Raw genomic sequence first — 21,042 nt, 5'->3', positions numbered from 1 at the left:
GGGCCGCGCACATCCAATCAGGAGTACTTCTTTGTCCAGCACTGTGGAGCAACTGAGCCCGTCCAAGGTCAAGCTCGTCATCGAGGTTCCGTTCAGCGAACTCGAGCCGCACCTGCGGAAGGCCTACAAGGAGATCGCGGAGCAGGTGAGCATCCCCGGATTCCGCAAGGGCAAGGTGCCTCCCGCCATCATCGACCAGCGTTTCGGCCGCGGCACCGTGCTGCAGGAGGCGATCAATGCGGCCCTTCCGAACGCGTACGGGCAGGCCGTGTCCGAGCAGGGGCTCAACCCGCTCGGCAATCCCGAGATCGACGTCACCAAGCTGGAGGACGGCGAGGTGATCGAGTTCACCGCCGAGGTCGAGGTGCGGCCGACGTTCGACCTGCCCGACTTCTCGGCCATCGCCGTCGAGGTGAAGCCGCAGGCGTCGGTCGACGACGAGGTGGACGCTCGCATCGAGGTCATGCGCAAGCGGTTCGCGACCACCACCGACACCGACCGGGCGGCGAAGGAGGGCGACCAGGTCGTCATCGACCTTCTCGCGTCCCAGGACGGCGAGCCGGTGGAGGACGGCACCGCGGAGGGTGTCACGCACATCGTCGGTGAGCCGGGCATGGTCGACGGGCTCGACGAGGCCATCGTCGGGCTGAAGGCGGGCGACTCGGCGACCTTCTCGACCGAGCTCGCCGGCGGCACGGCCAAGGGCGAGAAGGCCGACATCCAGGTGACGGTCCAGAAGGTCCAGGAGATCGAGCTCCCCGACGTCGACGACGAGTGGGCGCAACTGGTCAGCGAGTTCGACACCGTCGAGGAGATGCGGGCAGATCTCGCCAACGGCCTCGACCGCGTCCTGGCCATGGACCAGCTCAGCGACGCCCGCGACAAGGTCCTGGAGGCCGCCGTGGAGCTGGCCGACTTCGAGGTGCCCGAGAAGGCGCTCGCCGACGAGATCGAGGCGCGCACCGAGTCGATCACCCAGCAGCTCGGGCGGGCGCAGCTTACGCTGGCGCAGTACCTGGAGCAGTCGGACGAGCCGTTCGCCGACGAGGACGCCTTCTGGGCCGATCTGGCCGAGAAGACCGCGACGTCCATCAAGGCCCAGCTCCTGCTGGACACCATCGCCGACGACCGCGAGCTCTCCGTCGAGCAGCACGAGCTCACCGAACTGCTCATCCGCAAGGCCGCGCAGAACAACTCGACTCCCGAGGCCGAGGCGCAGCACATGATGGAGCACAACCACCTTCCCGAGTGGATGGGGGAGATCCGCCGCAACAAGGCGCTGAACGTGGTCCTCGAGGCTGCGACCGTCACCGACACCGACGGTGAGCCCGTCGACGTCAAGGACCCGTACGCGGACCTCATCGCCGCCGCGACCGCGGCCGCGCAGGTGGCCGACGAGAGCGGTGCCGACGAGAGCGACGCCGACGACGCGACGGATCCTGCCGACAGCACGGAGGTCGTCGAGGCCGAGGTGGTCGCGGAGGCCGACTCCGAGTAGAGCACCCGCGCCGCAGAACGCTCGGCGCCGTCGACGGCAGCCGCCAACCGTCCGTCCCGAACCGGGACGGGCGGTTCGCGCGTTCGAGGAGCCGGGCGCGGCCGGGCCGGGCGCGGCGGAGTCAGGCGCGGGGACCGGGCTCGACGATCTGTCCTTCGGCGGGCACGCCGCAGGGCACGTCCCGCGTCGTCCCCGATACCCGGTAGTCGGTGAACGCCAGGGGCAGGCCGTGGGCCGCGTCCCATCGCGTCGAGTCGGTGACCTGGACGTGGACGTGCGGCTGTGTGCTGTTGCCGGAGTTGCCGCACGAGCCGATGGCGTCGCCGCGCGAGACGCTCTGACCGGCGGCAACGCGGACGGAACCGCGCTGCAGGTGCGCGAGCAGGACGTACGGCCCGGCCGCGCCGAGCGCGATGACGACGTGGTTGCCGGCGATCGCGGTCACGCCCGCACCGGCGCGCGCCCGCTGGCCCAGCAGGTACGGCAGGCCGGCGACCGGTGACCGGCGTGCGACGTGATCCTCCTCGCCGTCGTGCACCGACACCACGACTCCCCGGGCCGGTGCGCGGACCGTCCGGCCGAACCCGGTGAACCCCTCGGCCGGCTCCGTGGCCAGCAGGGTCCGCCAGGAGATCGCTGCGGACCGGCCCCGGTCGTCCACCGGGACGAAGTCGATCGCATACGTCGTCCCGAACAGCTCCGTCCCGTGGCTGGGCACGCGCCGTGCCGGGCTGTTGCGCGCCTGCCAGCGGCCCTCGAAGGGGAGGGTGAGCAGGACGGGATCAATCCTCACGCCGTGACCTCACTGCCTGCGGCCGGGACCGCGGTGACGGAATCAGTCTAGAAGCGACCGCGAGAGGGCAATGCCGGTGTGTTTCCCGGGGAACGCGCTGACTGCGCCGACAGCGAACAGGCACCGGCGCGCCTCCGGAAAGACGCCGGGGCCAGGTAGGTTCTGGGTGTGACTTCCTTTGACCTGCATTCGCCGGTCGCCCAGACAGCCGGCGGCGGAATGGGCATGACCGACAACGTCTACCAGGCGCTGCTCGCGAACCGGATCATCTTCCTCGGATCCGAAGTGCGCGACGAGAACGCGAACGCCATCTGCGCGCAGATGCTGCTGCTCAATGCCGAAGACCCCCAGAAGGACATCTATCTCTACATCAATTCCCCCGGGGGATCGGTCGATTCCGGCATGGCGATCTTCGACACCATGCAGTGGATCTCCAACGACGTCGCGACGGTCGCGATGGGCCTGGCGGCGTCCATGGGACAGTTCCTGCTGAGCGCCGGCACGAAGGGCAAGCGGTACGCGCTGCCCCACAGCCGGATCATGATGCACCAGCCGTCCGGCGGCCTGGGCGGCACAGCATCCGATATCCGCATCCAGGCCGAGCAGTCCCTGCACATCAAGACGCAGATGGCCCGCCTCATCGCCGAGCACACCGGTCAGACGCTGGAGCAGATCGAGGCCGATTCCGACCGCGACCGGTGGTTCACCGCCGAGCAGGCGCAGGAATACGGCTTCATCGACCACGTGTACGAACGCGCGGCGCAGATCAAGACGGAGGGGCCGAACCAGTGAGCGAGTTCCGCATGCCGACGATGCCCATGGGGATCGCCCCCGCCGGGCCGTCGATGGACTACTACATCCCGCAGTGGGAGGAGCGCACCTCGTACGGTGTGCGCCGTGTCGACCCGTACACCAAGCTGTTCGAGGACCGGATCATCTTCCTCGGCACGCCGATCTCCGACGACATCGCCAATGCGGTGATGGCCCAGTTGCTGTGCCTGCAGTCGATGGATCCCGAGCGCAAGATCAGCATCTACATCAACTCGCCGGGCGGGTCCTTCACGGCTCTCACCGCGATCTACGACACGATGCGCTACATCAAGCCCGACATCGAGACGGTGTGCCTCGGGCAGGCCGCGTCCGCTGCGGCCGTCATCCTGGCCGCCGGCACGAAGGGCAAGCGGATGGCGCTTCCCAACAGCCGCATCCTCATCCACCAGCCGGCGACCGAAGGCGGCTACGGCCAGTCGTCCGATCTGGAGATCCAGGCCCGCGAGATCATGCGTATCCGCGATCTCATGGAGCACATGCTGGCCGACGACACCGGGCGGCCCGTCGCCGAGGTTTCCAAGGACATCGAGCGCGACAAGTACCTGACCGCGGAGCAGGCCGTCGAGTACGGCATCATCGACGACATCCTGACGTCAATGAAGGGCGCCGACTGATCTTGGCCTTCGGGGGCGAAACGCCAAGGGCGGATCGCCCCCGCGGGTTAGGGTGGGTCCAGAGAGGAGGAGCGGTGGCACGCATCGGAGAGTCGGGCGACCTGCTGAAGTGTTCGTTCTGCGGGAAGAGCCAGAAGCAGGTCAAGAAGCTCATCGCGGGTCCAGGTGTGTACATCTGCGACGAGTGCATCGATCTCTGCAACGAGATCATCGAGGAGGAGTTCTCCGACGGTCCCGAGGTGGGAACCCTGGAGGAGCTTCCGAAACCGCAGGAGATCGTCACCTTCCTCGACTCGTACGTGATCGGCCAGGACGCCGCCAAGCGGTCGCTGGCGGTCGCCGTGTACAACCACTACAAGCGCATCCAGGCGCAGTCCGGTGCTCCTGCCCGTCGCGCCTCCGACGATGACATCGTCGAGCTGGGCAAGTCGAACATCCTCCTCATCGGCCCGACCGGCTGCGGCAAGACCTATCTCGCGCAGACGATGGCACGCATGCTGAACGTCCCCTTCGCGATGGCCGACGCCACCGCGCTCACGGAGGCCGGATACGTCGGCGAGGACGTCGAGAACATCCTCCTCAAGCTGATCCAGGCCGCCGACTTCGACGTCAAGCGTGCCGAGACCGGGATCATCTACATCGACGAGATCGACAAGGTGGCTCGCAAGAGCGAGAACCCGTCCATCACGCGCGACGTGTCCGGCGAGGGCGTGCAGCAGGCGCTGTTGAAGATCCTTGAGGGGACGACCGCCTCGGTTCCTCCGCAGGGGGGGCGCAAACACCCGCACCAGGACTTCATTCAGATCGACACCACGAACATCCTGTTCATCGTGGGCGGGGCGTTCGCCGGGCTGGAGGAGATCATCAACGCCCGGGTCGGCAAGCGGCCGCTCGGTTTCAACAACGATCTCGAGACCAGGCGCCCGGCGTGCGACAACCCGTTCGCCGAGGTGCGTCCCGAAGACCTGCACCGGTTCGGCCTGATCCCCGAGTTCATCGGCCGGTTGCCGATCATCGCCACCGTCGCCCCGCTGGACGTCTCGGCGCTACGCCGCATCCTCGTCGAACCGCGCAACGCGCTGGTGAAGCAGTACCGCAAGCTGTTCGAACTGGACGCCGTCGATCTGGAGTTCACCGGCGAGGCGATCACCGCTTTGGCCGAGGTGGCGCTGGCGCGCGGCATCGGTGCCCGGGGGCTGCGATCCATCCTGGAGGACATCCTCCTGGTGGCGATGTACGACGTGCCCAGCAACGAGGACGTCGCGCAGGTGCTGGTGGACGCCGACGTCGTCCGGGGGATCGGCGCGCCGCAACTGTTCACCAAGGCTCAGCTCGCCGAACGCCGCGAGAAGAGCGCCTGAGCGTCGGAGCGCTGCTCCTCCGCGTCGCGATCAGCGGCGCGTGGCGGTGTTCCCGGTGCCGTGGTCACGCACGGACACATCTCCTGAGTACGTGAGCCGATTGCGGCTGCCGTAGAGCTTCACCTCGCCCTCGGCGCGGGACACCGTGATCCGGTTCTCGTCGCCGATGACGATGACGCCGACGCAGGTGCCCTCGGCCGAGATGACCGCATTCTCGGCCTGCACGATGAGTTCGGCGTTGTGACACATCACCGACAGCGTCGAACTGCTCTGGACGACCACCACGGGCGTCGTCATCGTGTCGGACGGCTGCGCGGTCGCGGTGGAGGCTGCCGTCGGGGCGGGCGCGATCGCTGTCTCCGTCGAGGTCGCGGAGGCGGCGCCGGTCGGCGCGGAGGGGGTCGCGGTCTCGCTCGGCGGCAGGGCCGTGCCCGATGCGGTCGTCGGCGACGCGGGGAGCGTCGATGCCTCCGGTGACGGTGTCGGCGGGGTGCCGCAGCCGGTCAGAAGCAGTCCCGTCGCCACGGCGGCCAGGGTGGGCGCGATCCTCATCGTCACTCCTTCGTGTCCTCCAGGGATCCTGTGATGCCGCCGGTGGCGAGCCCCACGAAGCAGAGGATCTCGCGGTCACCGGCGGCCCACGTCTCGGACGTGGGGTACAGGTACGGTGCGTCGTACGTCGACTCCTGGACAGCGATCCCCACGAACTTCTCGAACTCGTCCCCGCAGAACACCCCGGCCTCCTCCTGGATCTGCGTCGCGCCGGGGTAGGCGTCGCCGGAGAGGTCTTTGGTCGCGAAGGCCTCCCAGTGATGCTCCTGGCCGCAGGGGATGAGCTGGACGTCCTCGACGGACCCCTCGTCGAGATCGCCGACGCAGTCGCCCACCCTCAGGTCCAGCGAACCCGCGGAGGTCGTGGCTGTCACGGTGCTGCCGGGCTCGCGGGTCGTCCGGGTGGAGGTGTTCGCGCAGGCCGCGAGCGTCACGGCGATGAGCACGGCGGCGACGGCCGCGGCGGAGCTGCGCATGTGGACCTCCGGGTGTGAGCGTGTCGGGGCCAGTCTGCCGCACGAAAGGTCCTCACGCCCAGCGCGCCGAACGCTCTGCAACTGCCGGATTCGGCCTGTTTTCCGGCAGTTACAGAGCGTTCGGCGGGTGGGGGGCGCGCTATTCGGCGGTTGCGAGGGTGATCTGCGCGGTCAGCTCGTCGCCGGCCTGGGCCCAGGTGACCTCGCCGACGATGCGCCCCACCGACCGGAGGTCGGCCTCGATCGCGCCGAGCCGGGCGACGACATCGGCCGGTCCGGCGAACTGCGCCGAGGCGATCGGCGTCTTCATGGAGACCTTGGCCACCGACTTCGCGCCACGCAGCTCGCCGAGCGCCGTCGCGAGGTCGGCCAGCAGCGTCACGTCGCCCGCGTCGGTCACCTCGTCGACCACGGGCCAGGACGCACGGTGCACCGAACCCGTGCGGAACCACGACCACACCTCTTCGGTCACGAACGGCAGGAACGGTGCGAGCAGCCGCAACTGGACGTCGAGCGCGCCCAGCAGCGCCGCCCGCGCCGAGGCCGCCCCGGCGGCGTCCTGGCCGCCGTACGCGCGCTCCTTCACCAACTCGACGTAGTCGTCGCAGAACGACCAGAAGTTGCGTTCGATCGTCTCCAGCGCCGTCGCGTAGTCGTACTCCTCGAACGCTGCCGTCGCCCCGGCGATCGTCTCGCGCAGCCCGGCCAGCATCGCCAGATCGGCCGGGTTGGTGACGTCCCCGCCGGTGTCGGAGCCGCAGGCCAGCAGCACGAAGCGGCTCGCATTGAGCACCTTCATGGCCAGACGGCGTCCGACCTTCATCTGCGCCTCGTCGAACGGCGAGTCCATGCCGGGACGCGCCATCGCCGCGCGCCAGCGCACCGCGTCGGCGCCGTAGGTGCCGAGGATCTGGGTCGGCACGACCGTGTTGCCCTTCGACTTCGACATCTTCTTGCGGTCGGGGTCGGTCACGAAGCCCGAGATCGTCGCCCGTTTCCACGGCAGGCAGTGGTGCTCGAAGTGGGAACGGACGACGCGGCTGAAGAGCCACGTCCGGATGATGTCGTGCGCCTGGGGGGCGAGATCCATCGGGAAGGTCAGATCGAACAGGTCGGGGTCGGTCTCCCAGCCGCACACGATCTGCGGGCTGAGGGACGAGGTCGCCCAGGTGTCCATGATGTCGGGATCGCCCACGAAGCCACCGGGCTTGCCGCGCTGGTCCTCGCCGTAGCCGGGCGGAACCTCGCTCTGCGGATCCACGGGCAGCTCCGCCTCGGTCGGCAGGATCGGCGCCTCGTAGTCGGGCTCGCCCTCGTCGTCCAGCCGGTACCAGACGGGGAACGGCACGCCGAAGAAGCGCTGTCGCGAGATGAGCCAGTCGCCGTTGAGGCCGTTCACCCAGTTCTCGTAGCGATGCCGCATGTGATCGGGCACCCAGGCCAGTTCCTCCCCGCGTGCGAGCAGGGCGGCCTTGAGGTCTTCGTCGCGCCCTCCGTTGCGGATGTACCACTGGCGGGTCGAGACGATCTCGAGCGGCTTCTCGCCCTTCTCGTAGAAGTTCGCCTTCCGCTGCGTCGGCACCGGGTCGCCGTCGAGGTCGCCCGACTCGCGCAGCAGGGCGACCATCGCCTCGCGCGCCGAGAAGGTCGTCTTGCCGGCCAGGTTCGCGTACGGCTCGGGATGCACCAGCCACTCCGGAGTGTCTCGGGTGAGCCGGCCGTCGCGCTGGATGACCGTGCGCGTCGGCAGGTTCAGCTCGCGCCACCACTGGACGTCGGTCAGGTCGCCGAAGGTACAGCACATGGCGATGCCGGCCCCCTTGTCGGGCTCGGCGGCCCGGTGGGCGAGCACGGGGATCTCGACGCCGAAGACCGGCGAGGTGACGGTCGTCCCGAAGAGGTGCTGGTAGCGCTCGTCGGAGGGGTGGGCGATGAGGGCGCACACGGACGCCACCAGCTCGGGGCGCGTCGTCTCGATGTACACCGGACCCGCGGGGCTGTGGAACGCGACCCTGTGATAGGCGCCGGGGTAGTCCCGCGCCTCGAGCTCGGCCTGTGCGACGGCGGTCTGGAACGTCACGTCCCACATCGTCGGCGCCTCCGAGAGGTAGGCCTCGCCGCGGTGGTAGTTGCGCAGGAACGCACGCTGCGCGGTCGCCTGCGAACTGTCGCTGATCGTGGCGTACAGACGCGTCCAGTCGACGGACAGGCCCACATGCCGCCACAGATTCTCGAACACCTGCTCGTCCACGGCGGTGAGCTTGTGACACAGCTCGATGAAGCTGCGCCGGCTGATCGGCACCTGTCGCTTCGGGTCGGGCTTCTCGGGCGGCGTGAACCCCGGATCGTACGGGACGCTCGGGTCGCACCGGACGCCGTAGAAGTTCTGCACGCGGCGCTCGGTGGGCAGGCCGTTGTCGTCCCACCCCATCGGGTAGAAGACCTCCTTGCCGCGCATCCGCTGGTAGCGGGCGACGAGGTCGGTGTGCGTGTAGCTGAAGATGTGGCCCACATGCAGCGAGCCCGACACCGTCGGCGGCGGTGTGTCGATGCTGAACACCGCCTCGCGCGTCGCAGGGGGCTTGAACCGGTACGTCCCCTGCTCCTGCCATACCTGCGACCACTTCTCCTCGAGTCCCTCCAGGACGGGGGACTCCGGCACCGACGGTGTGGGCAGAACGGAGTGCGTGGTCTCGGCAGAGGTCATAGGCGAGATCCTAGAGGGTCGCACGCAGGACGACGGCCGCCGACCGGCGGGGTCGGGGTGCCGGCACCGCCGCAGGGCCGGCCGCCGAGTCGCCGGACTGCCCGCCTCGTGCGCCGGACGACGGGAGACGAGGCGTCACCGCACCAGGGCCGAGCGTATCGGGAACGCACATCCGACGCGTGCTGCCGACGTCGTCGCCGAGGGCAACTAGGCTGCGACCATCATGAGGAATCACGCCGACATCGTCGCCGAACTGCTGAACCGCTGGCCCGAGAACAGGGTCGCCCCGACGCTCGGCAGGGTCGCGGCCCTTCTCGACCTCCTCGGCAGCCCGCACCGGTCCGCCCCCGTCGTCCAGATCGCAGGGACGAACGGCAAGGGCAGCACGGCGATCATGGTGGACGCCCTGCTGCGATCCGCCGGGCTTCGGACCGGTCGCTTCACCTCGCCGCATCTCAGCGACGTGACCGAGCGGATCTGCATCGACGGACGTCCCATCGAGACCGATCGGTTCGATGAGCTGTGGACGTCGGTTCGTCCGCTGGTCGAGATCGTGGACGAACAGCGGATCGACGGGGTCCGCATGACGTTCTTCGAGGTGGTCACGTGCCTGGCCTTCGCCGCGTTCGCGGACGCCCCGGTCGACGTGATGGTTCTGGAGGTCGGGCTGGGCGGAACGTGGGACGCCACCAACGCGGCCGATGCCGACGTGGCGGTCGTCTGCCCGGTCGATCTGGACCATCGCCACATCCTCGGCGACACCGTCGCCGAGATCGCCGGTGAGAAGGCCGGGATCATCAAGCCCGGCTCCACGGCGGTTCTCGCGGGGCAGCAGCCCGAGGCCGCAGCGGTGCTGCTCGCGCGCTGCGCCGAGGTCGGCGCGCCGGCTCTGCGGGAGGGCATCGACTTCGGCCTCCTCGACCGCACCCCCGCGGTCGGCGGTCAGGTGATCCGCGTCCTCGGTGCGGGCGGTCCGATCCCGGACCTGTTCCTGCCGCTGCACGGAGCGCACATGGCGGCGAATGCGGCGCTCGCCGTCGCCGCGGCCGAGGCCCTGCTGGGCGGGCGGGCGCTCGCGGCCGAGGTGGTCGCCGACGGACTGGCCGACGTCCGGGCTCCGGCCCGGCTGGAACTCGTCCGGACGTCCCCGCCCGTCGTGCTCGACACCGCCCACAACCCGCATGGCGTGCGCGCGACGCTCGCGGCCGTGAACGAGGCGTACGGGTTCGCCCCGACGATCGGGGTGCTCGCGATGATGCGGGACAAGGACGCCGCCGGCGTCCTCGCCCTGCTGGAGCCCGAGATCGGAACGCTCGTCGTGACGGGTATGCGCGACGTCGACCGGGCGTACGCCGCCGCCGAGCTGGCCGAGCTCGCGGCGGAGGCGTTCGGGGCCGACCGGGTGCGGGTGGCGCCGTCGATGCAGGACGCGATCGAGGTGGCCGTCGAGCTGGCCGACGAGGACGGCCCGGGTGCCGGCGTCCTCATCGTGGGCTCGGTGATCGCCGCGGGGGAGGCCCGCACCCTCCTCGTCAAGGACGAGGGCGCCGACGATGCTGCGTCGTGACAACCCGATGCGGGCGGCGCTGCTGAGCACGCTCGTGTTCGAGGTGATCGTGTTCGGGCTGGCGATTCCGGCGATGATCCAGGTCGAGGCGATGCCGTGGCAGCCGGCGGCCGCGATCGGGGCGGCGGGAGCGGTCCTGGCACTCGGCGCCGCGGCACTGCTGCGCACCGGGGTCGCGGGGTACGTCCTCGGCTGGGTGACGCAGGCGGGCATCGTCGCGGTGGGGCTCGTCGTGCCGATGATGTGGTTCGTCGGCGGGATGTTCGCGATGATCTGGACCATTTGCTTCGTCCTCGGCCGCCGCCTGGAGCGGCAGGATGCCGGCGTCTGATCACGTGCGGGGGGCGGGCCCCCTGTGGATGGCGGCGACGGGAGTGCCGGCGCACTCGGTAAGGTTCACGCCATGAGTCAGTGGGAGAAGACGCTCGTCGTCATCAAGCCCGACGGCGTGCGACGCGGCCTCGTCGGGCAGGTCCTCGGCAGGTACGAGAGCAAGGGCCTGGCCATCGAGGCGCTCTCGCTGCGCCGTCTCGACGGGGCGTTCGCCGATCGGCACTACGCCGAGCACGTGCAGCAGGAGTGGTACCCGCCGCTGCGCGAGTTCATCACGTCCGGTCCCGTGGTCGCGCTGATCCTCGCGGGTCCCGCGGCGATCGAGGTTGTGCGCGCCCTCAACGGGCCGACCAACGGCATCGCGGCGCCACCCGGGTCGATCCGCGGCGACTTCTCGAGCTCCAATCGGGAGAACATCGTCCACGCCTCCGACAGCCCCGAGTCCGCCGCGCGCGAGATCGCGCTCTGGTTCCCCGAGCACGCCTGACCGAGACGAGGCTCCGCCGTGACCAACCCCCCTGCCGACCAGACACCCGCCCCCCGGCAGACGCCGTCGCACCCTGCGCAGCAGCCGCCGGGGCAGGCGTCCGTGCCTCCCGTGACGGGGCAGGAGCATCCCGGCCAGACCCATCCGGAGCAGCAGTACCCCGGCCACGTGCCGGGACAGCCGCATCCTCAGCCCCCGGCGGGCGCGCCCTCTCCCGGCCAGGTGTATCCGGGCCAGGTGTATCCGGGACAGGCGTATCCGGGCCAGGCATATCCGGGGCAGCCCGGGACGCAGGGCTATCCCGCCGGGACCGCGCCGCAGCCCTTCGGCCCCCCGGGCGGCGCGGCGTGGGGCGGGGTGTACGGTCCGACCGGTTTCGGGCCCGTGCCGCTGCGTGTGCTGAGCCCGTTCCCGGCGACGCCGACCGAGTACCACCAGTTCTGGCGCAGCGACCGGTACCGCTGGTGGCGGGGGCTGCTCGCGGTGGTGATCGCCGCAGGCATGTGGGTCGTGGTGCAGATCGTGCTCGTCATCGCCTACGGGCTCTACCGGCAGGCCATAGGGCGACCGCTGACCACCTTCGAGCAGACGACACCGGGCTTCTTCGCCGTCAACAACGTCGCCGTCGCGTCGGCCGTGCCCATCAGCCTGCTCGTCGCCTGGATGATGACGGCGCAACGCCCCAGGTGGCTGACCTCGGTCGTGGGCGGGATGCGCTGGCGGTGGACAGGGCGCGTGGTCGCGGTGATCGTCCCGATCTGGCTCGTGTACACGGGCGTCCAGTGGTGGCTGTACGGGGTCGTCCCCACCCTTTCGTGGAGGCCCGAGCAGTCGTTGTTCCTGATCGTCACGATCCTGCTCACCACCCCGTTCCAGGCGGCGGGCGAGGAATACCTGATCCGCGGACTGCTGACCCGCGCGGTCGCGTCGTGGATCGGCGGGCGGACGGCAGCCCTCGTCGTCGCGACGGGCGTCGGGTCGCTCGTCTTCATGCTCCTGCACGGGGCCGGCGACCCGTGGCTGAACCTCTTCTACCTCACGTTCGGCGTGTGCGCCGCCGTCCTGACCTGGCGTACCGGCGGACTCGAGGCGGCCATCGTCCTCCACGTGGTGAACAACCTCCTCGCCGAGGCGTCGTTGCCGTTCACCGACATCTCCGGCATGTTCGACCGGCAGTCGGGCGTCGGCAGCCCATGGCTGCTCGTCGACATCGCGGTCCTGGTCGGTGCGACGGTGGTCGTCCTGCTGATGGCGAAGGCATCCGGTGTCCGGCGCATGGGCGCGTACGGACCCGACGGCACCTCGCTTCCCCCCGCGGCGCCGCCGCCCGCCGCGGCGCCGCCGCCCGCCGCGGGAACGGGCACGGCGTGGGGCCAGACGCCACCGCACGGCCGACTCCCCTGAACGCGCGTTTTCCGGCCGCGGCCAGGCGATGACCTGCGCCGATCGGGACGGCGCGAAGAACGCGTCCGCTAAACTTCAGCCCATTCCCGATATCGACTGGCCCTCGGCAGGTCGACCGCTACTCATTTTCGAGGGGGCCGTGCTTGCTCGTCCTGATCCTTCTCCACTTCGTACTGGCGGCGCTGACGCCCGCCTTGTGCAGGGTGTGGGGAGCGCGGGCGTTCTATGCGCTGGCACTCGGCCCCGCGGCGGCGTTCGCCTGGGTGGTCGCGCAGTCGCCGACGATCCTCGCAGGCGGCGCGGTGAGCGAGGGATTCGAGTGGATCGGCGCACTGGGCGTCTCGGTCGTGGTGCGCATGGGCCTCGTGCAGTGGATCCTGGCGCTGATCGTGACAGGGGTCGGGACGCTGATCCTGATCTACTGCCGCTGGTACTGGGTGAAGGGGGCCCATCCCCGTTCCGCCTCGGTCCTGACGGCGTTCGCCGGGGCGATGCTGGGCCTGGTCGTGGCCGACGACCTGGTCCTGCTGTACGTGTGCTGGGAACTGACGACGGTCTTCTCCTACCTGCTCATCGGTCATGACAACACGCGGCGGGCCAACCGGTCGGCCGCGCTCACCGCACTGCTGGTGACCACCGCAGGCGGGCTCAGCATGCTCGCCGGGCTGCTGTCCCTCGGCTTCCAGGCCGGCACCCTGCTCCTGTCGGAGATCGTCGCGGCGCCGCCCACGGGTCCGATCGTCGGCATCGCGGGCATCCTGATCCTGATCGGCGCGTTGTCGAAGTCCGCCTTGATCCCGTTCCAGTTCTGGCTGCCGGGCGCCATGGCCGCACCCACCCCGATCTCGGCGTACCTGCACGCCGCGGCGATGGTGAAGGCGGGCGTGTACCTCGTCCTCGTGATGGCGCCCCTGTTCGCAGAGAACCCCGCCTGGCGCGTGACGGTCATCGTCCTCGGCGTGCTCACGATGGTGAACGGCGGGTGGCGTTCGCTGCGGCAGACCGACCTCAAGCTCGTCCTCGCGTACGGGACCGTGAGCCAACTCGGCTTCATGGTGCTGCTCGCGGGGCTCGGGACCCGCTCGGCCGCCCTCGCGGCGCTGGCGGTGGTGGTCGCCCACGCGCTGTACAAGTCGACGCTGTTCCTCGTCGTCGGCATCATCGACCACAACGCCGGCACGCGCGACCTGCGCGAGCTGTCGGGGGTCGGGCGCCGGCTTCCGGTGCTCGCGACCGTGGCGGGCCTGGCTGCCGCATCGATGGCCGGCCTCCCGCCGCTGTTCGGGTTCCTTGCCAAGGAAGCGGCGCTCGGAGCGTTCACGAACCTCCTCGGAGGCGGGGACATCGGCCTGCCGCCGGCGATCGGCGCCCTGCTCGTGGCCGCCGTCGTCCTCGGGTCGACCCTCACGGTCGCCTACGCGCTGCGGTTCTGGTGGGGTGCCTTCGCCCGCAAGCCGAGGATCGCCGACAGCGAGGTGGCGCCGGCGCGGGCGGGCTTCCTGACCGCGCCCGCCGTGCTCGCCACCGCGGGTCTCGTCCTCGGTTTCCTCGGGCATCCCGTCACCGACGTCTTCGCTCCGTATGCCGCGCCGTTCGCCGGGGAGGAGAGCCACGGGCTCGCGTTGTGGCACGGGTTCACCCTCCCGCTGGGACTGTCGGTGCTCGCGCTCGCGCTCGGTGCGGTGCTGTTCTGGCAGCGCGACCGGATCACCGCGGTCCAGGAGACGTTCCCGTCGCTGATCGGCGCCGAGGACCTGTACCGGGGTCTGATGCGCGTCGTGGACCGGTCCGCCGTCGAGGTCACCGCGAGGATCCAGCGCGGCTCCCTCGCCTCGTACATCGCGCTCATCCTCATCACCTTGCTCACCTCGGTCGGTGGCTCCCTGCTCGTGAGCGATCACTGGCCGGCCGGCACCTTCGCCGACGGCTGGGGACAGGTCGCCGTCGGTGTCGTGGTCATCGCCGCGGCCTTCCTCACCGCGACGGCGCGAGGCCGCGTGCGGGCGATCCTGCTCGTCGGCGTGACCGGCTACGGGACGGCGCTGCTGTTCCTCATGCACGGGGCGCCGGACCTCGGCCTCACGCAGGTGCTGGTCGAGACCGTGACGCTCGTCGTCTTCCTGCTCATCGTGCGCAAGCTGCCGAAGTACTTCACCGAACGTCCTCTGCAGTCGTCGCGGTGGCTGCGCATCGCCGTCTCCGTCCCGGTGGGCGCCCTTGCCGCGGGCCTGGTGTATCTCGCGGCGGGTGCACGCACGGCCACGCCCGTGTCCACCGCCTTCCCGGAGGCCGCGTACCAGTTCGGATACGGCAAGAACATCGTGAACGTCATCCTCGTCGACACCCGGGCGTGGGACACGTTCGGCGAGATCAGCGTCCTCGTCCTCGCGGCGACCGGTGTGGCGTCGCTGATCTTCCTCCGCAACCGGCCGCTCGACCTGCAGCGGGTGGACGTGGCGCGCGTCGACAAGCGGGCGGTGCCGTGGCTGCTCGGCTCGCTGCGCCGCCCGAAGGCGGACCGATCGCTGATCTTCGAGGTCGGGACGCGCCTGCTGTTCGGCGTGATCATGGTCGTCGCCGTGTACCTGCTGTTCGCCGGTCACAACTATCCGGGAGGCGGCTTCGCCGCCGGTCTGGTCGCCGGCATGGGACTGATGCTGCGATACCTGGCTGCGGGTCGGGAGGAGCTGAACGAGGCGGCGCCGTTCCCGGCCGGTGCCCTGCTCGGCAGCGGCCTGTCGGTCGCGGCGCTGGCGGCGGTCTCTCCCGTCGCGTTCGGCGGCAGGGTGCTGCAGAGCTACGACCTCCGCCTCTCGATCCCGGGGTTGGACACGCTGAACACTCCGTTCGGGCCGTTCACCCTTCTCGGCGACGTGCACATCGTCTCGTCCACGCTGTTCGACATCGGAGTGTTCCTCGTCGTCCTCGGCGTGATCCTCGACCTGGTCCGCAGCGTGGGATCGGGCATCGACATGCACGAGGAGTCCGAGCAGGCGCCCGCCCCCGAACCCGACTCGTTCCGGGCGTTGCCGTCGGCGAGGAGGCCGTCGTGACGCCCAATCTGGTCCTGTGCATCGTCGCCGGCTCCCTCATCGCCGCCGGGGTGTACCTCATCCTGGAGCGCAGCCTGAGCCGCATCCTCGTCGGCGTCCTGCTGGCCTCGAACGGCGTGAACCTGCTCTTCCTCGTGGCGGGCGGCCCCGCGGGGGCGCCGCCGATCATCGGGCTCGCCACGGCGGAGGAGATGAGCGACCCGCTGCCGCAGGCGATGGTGCTGACCGCCATCGTCATCACGTTGGCCGTCGCCGCGTACGTGATGACGATGGCGTACCGCAAGTTCCAGATCGACGGCAACGACGAGGTCGTCGACGACGTCGAGGACGCGCGGATCCGGATGCTGGCCGAGCGCGACTCCGAGTCGGAGTCCTTCGAGGACGTCACGTTCTCCGACACCGGCGAGGACGTGGTGAGCGAATGAACAACATCCTGCCCGTCCCCGTCCTGCTGTGCATCGCCGCGGCTGCGGTCGCACTCATCCTCGGCCGCCGGCCGCGCGCCCAGCGGGTGGTGTCGATCAGCGCCCTGTCCGCGCTCGTCGTCGTCGCGGGTGTGCTCGTGTTCCTCACCGACCGGTACGGGACGCAGGTGCTGTGGGTGGGCGCGTGGACGCCGCCGCTGGGCATCGTCCTCGTGGCCGACCGCCTTGCCGCGCTGATGCTGCTGATGTCGGCCATCGCGGCGCTCGGGGTTCTCCTGTTCTCGCTCGGCATGGACGTGCACGAGGCGCGACGCGAGGCGCCGGTGTCGATCTTCCACCCGACGTTCCTGCTGCTGGCGGCGGGGGTCTCCAACGCGTTCCTCGCCGGTGACCTGTTCAACCTGTACGTCGGGTTCGAGATCTTCCTGTTCGCCAGCTATGTGCTCATGACCCTCGGCGGCACCGGTCCGCGCCTGGAGGCGGGGGCGACGTACGTGGTGGTCAGCCTCGTGTCGTCCACGCTCTTCCTCATCGCGCTGGCGACCGTGTACGCCGCGACCGGCACGGTCAACCTGGCGCAGTTGTCGCTGCGGCTGGCCGACCTCCCCGCCGACGTCCAACTGCCGATCCAGTTGCTGCTGCTGGTCGTGTTCGGCATCAAGGCGGCCGTGTTCCCCATGCACGCCTGGCTGCCCGACTCGTACCCGACCGCGCCGGCTCCGGTCACCGCCGTGTTCGCAGGGCTGCTGACGAAGGTCGGCGTGTACGCGATCATCCGCACGCAGACCCTGCTGTTCCCCACACGCCCCCTCACCGACCTGCTGCTCGTGTTCGCCCTGGTCACCATGATCGTCGGCATCCTGGGCGCGATCGCGCAGGTGGGGATCAAGCGGATGCTGTCCTTCACGCTGGTCTCGCACATCGGGTACATGCTGTTCGGCGTCGCCCTCGCGACCCCGGCCGGCCTGTCCGGCGCGGTGTTCTACGCGGCCCACCACATCACCGTGCAGGCCACGCTGTTCCTCGTCACGGGCCTCATCGCCCGCCGTGGCGGGTCGTCCTCGCTGGACCGGCTCGGCGGACTCGCGCGACTGTCTCCGGCGCTGGGGGTCATGTTCTTCATCCCGGCGATGAATCTGTCCGGCATCCCGCCGCTGTCGGGCTTCATCGGCAAGCTCGGCCTGCTGACGGCCGGCATCGAGGTCGGGACGCCGCTGGCATGGGTGCTGGTCGCGGGGTCGCTCGTGACGAGCCTGCTCACCTTGTACGCGATGGCGAAGGTGTGGGGCAGGGCGTTCTGGGGACCGCCGCAGATCCACACCCCGGCCGAGCCGGACGACGAGGGCGAGGGCGGTTCGGCGATGCCGCCGGCGATGATCGTCGGGACGACGCTGCTGCTGGCGGTCGGGATCGCCATGACGATCGCGGCGGGCCCCCTGTACGACTTCTGCGGGCGCGCCGCGGCGAGCCTTCTCGACGGGTCGTACGTGACCATCGTCCTGCCGGGGGGTGTGCGATGAAGATGCGCACCCGGCTGCGGTTCCGGATCCAGTGGAAGGTCATCGCGGCGCTGTGCGTCGTGTGGCTGACGCTGTGGCGCGAGGTCACGCTGCTCGGCATTCTCACGGGGCTGCTGGTCGGCTGGCTCGTGACGGTCGCGTTCCCGATGCCGCCGACCCGTTTCCGGGGCCGCATCCGCTCGTGGGGGTTGTGCAAGCTCATCGTGCTGCAGTTGCGCGACCTCATCATCGCGTCGTTCGCGCTGGCGGTGCAGGCGTTCGAGCCGCGGCTGCACATCACGCCGGCCGTCGTGAAGCTGCAGTTGCGTTCGAACTCCGACCTCTACCAGGCGCAGACCGCCGAGATGATCGCCATCATCCCCGGCACGCTGGTCGTGGAGTCGGACCGGTTCCGCCGGGTGCTGTACCTGCACGTGTTCAACGTGTCCACGCCCGAGGAGATCGAAAGCACACGTCGGTCCGGCTTGGACGTCGAGAAGCGGGTCATGGAGGCGTTCGCGTCCACCGCCGAGTTGGTCGCCTACCGAGCGAAGGTCGCCGACGACGAGGCCGGGTCCGCACGGATGCAGGAAGGTGGAGGGACACCGTGAACGTCGTCGAGATCGTCCTCCTGTTCATCGCCGGCGCGATGCTGACGGTCGCCGCCGCGCTCACACTGTGGCGGATCGTGATCGGTCCGACGGCCCTGGACCGGATCGTCGCCGCCGACGTCGTGATCGCGATCGTCATCGCCGCCATCGGCATCAGCATCGCCGTCTCCGGCTTCGACACCGGTCTGCCCATGATGCTGGTGCTGTCGCTGCTCGGCTTCTCGGGGGCGGTCGCGATGTCGCGGCTCATCAGCGGTTCGCGCATGGACAGCACCCTGTACCAACGGCGACTGGAGGGCCGCACGCCCGGAGAGGACGACCGATGACGACCCTGACCGAGATCCTCGACATCGTCGGCGCCCTGTTCATCGCCGTCGGCGCGTTCTTCGCCCTGTCCGCCGCGGTGGCGCAGGTGCGGTTCCCCGATGTCCTGGCCCGGATGCACGCCGCCACGAAGCCGCAGGTGCTGGGCGTCCTGCTGGTGCTCGCGGGCGTCTTCCTCATCATGCCGAGCTGGCCGACGTTCTTCTTCCTCACGCTCGTCTCCGCTCTGCAGCTCGTCACCGCACCGATCTCGTCCCACATGGTTGCGCGGACGGCCTATCGCGCCACCGAGTGGGCGCATGAGACGGTCGTCGTCGACGAGCTCCGCGACGAGGTGCTCGCGACGGGAGTCAGCGAGGAGAACCTGCGGGCCGCTCTGCTCGACGGAACCGCCGTCATGCCTCCCGAGGAGGGGCGCAAGCCGTCTTCGGGATCCTGACCGGGCGCCCGCCGTGCCGGACGCGCAGGGGCCGGCCGTCAGGTCGGAGGCATACCGGAACGGGGCGATCGGCGGGTCCCGCGTGGGGCCGGGGGGATGCGGGCTGAGCTAGGGTTTTTGGGTGACTGTCGTGGAATTGGCGCCTGCGTCGCTGTTCGACCGGCTCGAACCGCTGCTGGCCAGGGTGAACAAGCCCATCCAGTACATCGGCGGCGAGGTCAACTCGGTCGTCAAGGACTGGGAGCGCACCGAGGTCCGGTGGGCGCTCATGTACCCCGACGCGTACGAGGTGGGACAGCCCAACCAGGGGATCGCGATCCTGTACGAGATCCTCAACGAGCGCGACTGGATCTGTGCCGAGCGGACCTTCTCGATCTGGCCTGATCTCGAGGCGCTGATGCGCGAGGAGGGCATCGGTCAGTTCACGCTGGACGCCCATCGTCCTGTGCGCGCATTCGACGTCCTCGGCGTGAGCTTCTCGACCGAGCTCGGCTACACCAACCTGCTCAACGCGATCGATCTGGCGGGGATGCCGCTGCACGCCGCCGATCGCACGGCGGCCGATCCGATCGTCCTGGCCGGCGGGCATGCGGCGTTCAACCCGGAGCCGATCGCGGACTTCATCGACGGCGCCATCCTCGGGGACGGCGAGGTCGCGTCCCTTCAGGTGTCCGAGCTGATCCGCTCCTGGAAGCGGGAGGGACGCCCGGGCGGACGCGACGAACTGCTGGTGCGGCTGGCCACGTCCGGGGTCGCCTACGTGCCGCGTTTCTACGATGTCGGCTACCTGCCCGACGGGCGGATCGCGGAGGTCGTCCCCAACCGGCCCGGCGTCCCGTCCCGCGTGCACAAGCACACCCTGATGGATCTGGACGACTGGCCCTATCCGAAGGCGCCGCTGGTGCCGGTCGCCGAGACCGTCCACGAGCGGTACTCGGTCGAGGTGTTCCGCGGCTGCACCCGCGGCTGCCGGTTCTGCCAGGCGGGCATGATCACCCGCCCCGTGCGCGAGCGCGGTATCACGACCATCGGGACGATGGTCGAGGGCGGACTGCGGGCGACGGGGCTCGAAGAGGTCGGTCTGCTGAGCCTGTCCAGCGCCGACCACTCCGAGATCGCCGAGATCACCACCCAGCTCGCCGACCGCTACGAGGGGACGAACGTCTCCTTGTCGCTGCCGAGCACCCGGGTCGACGCGTTCAACATCGACCTCGCGAACGAGCTGTCCCGCAACGGGCGCCGCAGCGGCCTCACGTTCGCGCCGGAGGGCGGCAGCGAGCGGATGCGCAGGGTCATCAACAAGATGGTCACCGAGGACGACCTCATCCGTACGGTCGCCGCGGCATTCGCCAGTGGCTGGCGGCAGGTGAAGCTGTACTTCATGTGCGGGCTGCCGACCGAGACCGACGAGGACGTGCTCGCGATCGCCGACCTGGCCGCCCGCGTCATCGAGACCGGACGCGAGGTGTCGGGGACCCGCGACATCCGCTGCACCGTCAGCATCGGGGGGTTCGTCCCGAAGCCGCACACGCCCTTCCAGTGGGCGGCGCAGGCCTCCGCCGAGACGATCGACGACCGGCTGGGCAAGCTGCGGGACCGGATCAGGGCCGACCGTCGTCATGGGCGGGCGATCGGCATGCGCTACCACGACGGCAAGCCCGGCATCGTCGAGGGACTGCTGTCGCGCGGCGATCGGCGAGTCGGCCGGGTCATCGAGGCCGTGTGGCGGGCGGGCGGGATCTTCGACGGCTGGAGCGAGCACTTCAGCTACGAGCGGTGGGCGGCGTGTGCCGCCGAGGCTCTGGCCGGCACCGGCGTCGATGTCGACTGGTACACGACGCGCGAGCGTGACGGCGACGAGGTGCTGCCGTGGGACCATCTCGACGCCGGGCTCGACCGGGACTGGCTGTGGGAGGACTGGCAGGATTCGGTCGGGGAGGTCGAGGTGGACGACTGCCGCTGGACGCCGTGCTACGACTGCGGCGTGTGCCCGACCATGGGGACCGAGACGCAGATCGGCCCGACGGGCCAGTCGTTGCTGCCCATCGTGGCCGTGCGGCAGGGGTGA

At 69.9% G+C, this 21,042-nt stretch carries 19 protein-coding genes; 15 read left to right on the top strand and 4 right to left on the bottom strand.

Going from position 1 to position 21,042, the window contains the following annotated elements; all coding sequences use genetic code 11:
- Window positions 1-31: 31 nt before the first annotated feature.
- A complete protein-coding gene (gene tig / locus G555_RS20445; protein ID WP_051209378.1) occupies window positions 32-1,498 on the top strand; it encodes a trigger factor in 1,467 nt (488 codons plus the stop codon).
- A 121-nt stretch (window positions 1,499-1,619) separates the two neighbouring features.
- Here tig and G555_RS20440 read toward each other — a convergent pair whose 3' ends face one another.
- Window positions 1,620-2,291 carry a M23 family metallopeptidase gene (locus G555_RS20440; RefSeq protein WP_036923214.1) on the bottom strand — a complete coding sequence of 224 codons (672 nt, stop codon included), beginning with the start codon at window positions 2,289-2,291 and terminating at the stop codon, window positions 1,620-1,622.
- A 219-nt stretch (window positions 2,292-2,510) separates the two neighbouring features.
- Between G555_RS20440 and G555_RS0115150 the strand changes: the two genes are divergently transcribed.
- From G555_RS0115150 to clpX, 3 genes are all read left to right on the top strand, one after another.
- A complete protein-coding gene (locus G555_RS0115150) occupies window positions 2,511-3,083 on the top strand; it encodes an ATP-dependent Clp protease proteolytic subunit (protein WP_051209376.1) in 573 nt (190 codons plus the stop codon).
- Between the two features lie 11 nt (window positions 3,084-3,094).
- Window positions 3,095-3,736, top strand: coding sequence for an ATP-dependent Clp protease proteolytic subunit (locus G555_RS0115145; RefSeq protein ID WP_281168209.1), 642 nt, complete (start codon window positions 3,095-3,097; stop codon window positions 3,734-3,736).
- A 74-nt stretch (window positions 3,737-3,810) separates the two neighbouring features.
- Complete coding sequence (gene clpX / locus G555_RS0115140) at window positions 3,811-5,097, top strand: ATP-dependent Clp protease ATP-binding subunit ClpX (RefSeq protein ID WP_028709516.1); 1,287 nt, start codon at window positions 3,811-3,813, stop codon at window positions 5,095-5,097.
- Window positions 5,098-5,127: 30 nt separating this feature from the next.
- Here the strand turns inward: clpX and G555_RS23250 are convergent, their stop codons facing one another.
- The 3 genes from G555_RS23250 to valS all read right to left on the bottom strand — a co-directional run bounded on the left by G555_RS23250 (window position 5,128) and on the right by valS (window position 8,832).
- Window positions 5,128-5,649 carry a DUF3060 domain-containing protein gene (locus G555_RS23250; RefSeq protein WP_028709515.1) on the bottom strand — a complete coding sequence of 174 codons (522 nt, stop codon included), beginning with the start codon at window positions 5,647-5,649 and terminating at the stop codon, window positions 5,128-5,130.
- 2 nt (window positions 5,650-5,651) lie between these two features.
- Window positions 5,652-6,125, bottom strand: coding sequence for a septum formation family protein (locus G555_RS20435; protein ID WP_051209374.1), 474 nt, complete (start codon window positions 6,123-6,125; stop codon window positions 5,652-5,654).
- Between the two features lie 139 nt (window positions 6,126-6,264).
- The gene (gene valS, locus G555_RS0115125; RefSeq protein ID WP_028709514.1) at window positions 6,265-8,832 is read right to left on the bottom strand and encodes a valine--tRNA ligase; all 2,568 of its coding nucleotides are present in this window, start codon (window positions 8,830-8,832) and stop codon (window positions 6,265-6,267) included.
- A 223-nt stretch (window positions 8,833-9,055) separates the two neighbouring features.
- Here valS and G555_RS20430 point away from each other — a divergent pair, with 223 nt between their 5' ends.
- The 11 genes from G555_RS20430 to G555_RS0115070 all read left to right on the top strand — a co-directional run bounded on the left by G555_RS20430 (window position 9,056) and on the right by G555_RS0115070 (window position 21,042).
- Complete coding sequence (locus tag G555_RS20430) at window positions 9,056-10,399, top strand: bifunctional folylpolyglutamate synthase/dihydrofolate synthase (protein WP_036923211.1); 1,344 nt, start codon at window positions 9,056-9,058, stop codon at window positions 10,397-10,399.
- Window positions 10,386-10,730: a DUF4233 domain-containing protein gene (locus tag G555_RS0115115; RefSeq protein WP_211223277.1), complete on the top strand. Its 345-nt coding sequence runs from the start codon at window positions 10,386-10,388 to the stop codon at window positions 10,728-10,730. Before G555_RS20430 ends, G555_RS0115115 begins: the two co-directional genes overlap by 14 nt.
- A gap of 72 nt (window positions 10,731-10,802) precedes the next feature.
- Complete coding sequence (gene ndk, locus G555_RS0115110) at window positions 10,803-11,219, top strand: nucleoside-diphosphate kinase (RefSeq protein WP_028709512.1); 417 nt, start codon at window positions 10,803-10,805, stop codon at window positions 11,217-11,219.
- Between the two features lie 18 nt (window positions 11,220-11,237).
- Window positions 11,238-12,623, top strand: coding sequence for a CPBP family intramembrane glutamic endopeptidase (locus tag G555_RS21500; protein WP_051209372.1), 1,386 nt, complete (start codon window positions 11,238-11,240; stop codon window positions 12,621-12,623).
- 143 nt (window positions 12,624-12,766) lie between these two features.
- On the top strand, window positions 12,767-15,676 hold the full coding sequence (locus G555_RS0115100; RefSeq protein ID WP_028709511.1) for a Na+/H+ antiporter subunit A: 2,910 nt from the start codon (window positions 12,767-12,769) through the stop codon (window positions 15,674-15,676).
- Entirely contained in the window at window positions 15,673-16,101 is a 429-nt protein-coding gene (locus tag G555_RS0115095; protein WP_028709510.1) for a Na(+)/H(+) antiporter subunit C, read from the top strand. Before G555_RS0115100 ends, G555_RS0115095 begins: the two co-directional genes overlap by 4 nt.
- A complete protein-coding gene (locus G555_RS0115090) occupies window positions 16,098-17,621 on the top strand; it encodes a Na+/H+ antiporter subunit D (RefSeq protein ID WP_028709509.1) in 1,524 nt (507 codons plus the stop codon). Before G555_RS0115095 ends, G555_RS0115090 begins: the two co-directional genes overlap by 4 nt.
- Window positions 17,618-18,211: a Na+/H+ antiporter subunit E gene (locus G555_RS20420; protein ID WP_084635315.1), complete on the top strand. Its 594-nt coding sequence runs from the start codon at window positions 17,618-17,620 to the stop codon at window positions 18,209-18,211. Before G555_RS0115090 ends, G555_RS20420 begins: the two co-directional genes overlap by 4 nt.
- Entirely contained in the window at window positions 18,208-18,537 is a 330-nt protein-coding gene (locus G555_RS20415; RefSeq protein WP_028709508.1) for a monovalent cation/H+ antiporter complex subunit F, read from the top strand. Before G555_RS20420 ends, G555_RS20415 begins: the two co-directional genes overlap by 4 nt.
- A complete protein-coding gene (gene mnhG / locus G555_RS20410) occupies window positions 18,534-18,974 on the top strand; it encodes a monovalent cation/H(+) antiporter subunit G (protein WP_084635314.1) in 441 nt (146 codons plus the stop codon). Before G555_RS20415 ends, mnhG begins: the two co-directional genes overlap by 4 nt.
- A 136-nt stretch (window positions 18,975-19,110) precedes the next feature.
- Window positions 19,111-21,042 carry a TIGR03960 family B12-binding radical SAM protein gene (locus tag G555_RS0115070; protein ID WP_028709507.1) on the top strand — a complete coding sequence of 644 codons (1,932 nt, stop codon included), beginning with the start codon at window positions 19,111-19,113 and terminating at the stop codon, window positions 21,040-21,042.

Origin of the sequence: Propionicicella superfundia DSM 22317 (assembly GCF_000423465.1) — a bacterium.
Classification (GTDB): Bacteria; Actinomycetota; Actinomycetes; order Propionibacteriales; family Propionibacteriaceae; genus Propionicicella; species Propionicicella superfundia.
The sequence above is the reverse complement of the archived record's forward strand: the minus strand, read 5'-3'. Positions and strand labels throughout refer to the sequence as shown.

Excerpts from the sequence above, each read along its gene's own strand:
- G555_RS20435 (WP_051209374.1), bottom strand. The coding sequence starts at position 6,125 with ATGCGCAGCTCCGCCGCGGCCGTCGCCGCCGTGCTCATCGCCGTGACG.
- ndk (WP_028709512.1), top strand. The coding sequence starts at position 10,803 with ATGAGTCAGTGGGAGAAGACGCTCGTCGTCATCAAGCCCGACGGCGTG.
- valS (WP_028709514.1), bottom strand. The coding sequence starts at position 8,832 with ATGACCTCTGCCGAGACCACGCACTCCGTTCTGCCCACACCGTCGGTG.
- G555_RS20430 (WP_036923211.1), top strand. The coding sequence starts at position 9,056 with ATGAGGAATCACGCCGACATCGTCGCCGAACTGCTGAACCGCTGGCCC.
- G555_RS0115115 (WP_211223277.1), top strand. The coding sequence starts at position 10,386 with ATGCTGCGTCGTGACAACCCGATGCGGGCGGCGCTGCTGAGCACGCTC.
- G555_RS0115150 (WP_051209376.1), top strand. The coding sequence starts at position 2,511 with ATGGGCATGACCGACAACGTCTACCAGGCGCTGCTCGCGAACCGGATC.
- G555_RS23250 (WP_028709515.1), bottom strand. The coding sequence starts at position 5,649 with ATGAGGATCGCGCCCACCCTGGCCGCCGTGGCGACGGGACTGCTTCTG.
- G555_RS0115145 (WP_281168209.1), top strand. The coding sequence starts at position 3,095 with ATGCCGACGATGCCCATGGGGATCGCCCCCGCCGGGCCGTCGATGGAC.
- G555_RS20420 (WP_084635315.1), top strand. The coding sequence starts at position 17,618 with ATGAAGATGCGCACCCGGCTGCGGTTCCGGATCCAGTGGAAGGTCATC.
- mnhG (WP_084635314.1), top strand. The coding sequence starts at position 18,534 with ATGACGACCCTGACCGAGATCCTCGACATCGTCGGCGCCCTGTTCATC.
- G555_RS0115090 (WP_028709509.1), top strand. The coding sequence starts at position 16,098 with ATGAACAACATCCTGCCCGTCCCCGTCCTGCTGTGCATCGCCGCGGCT.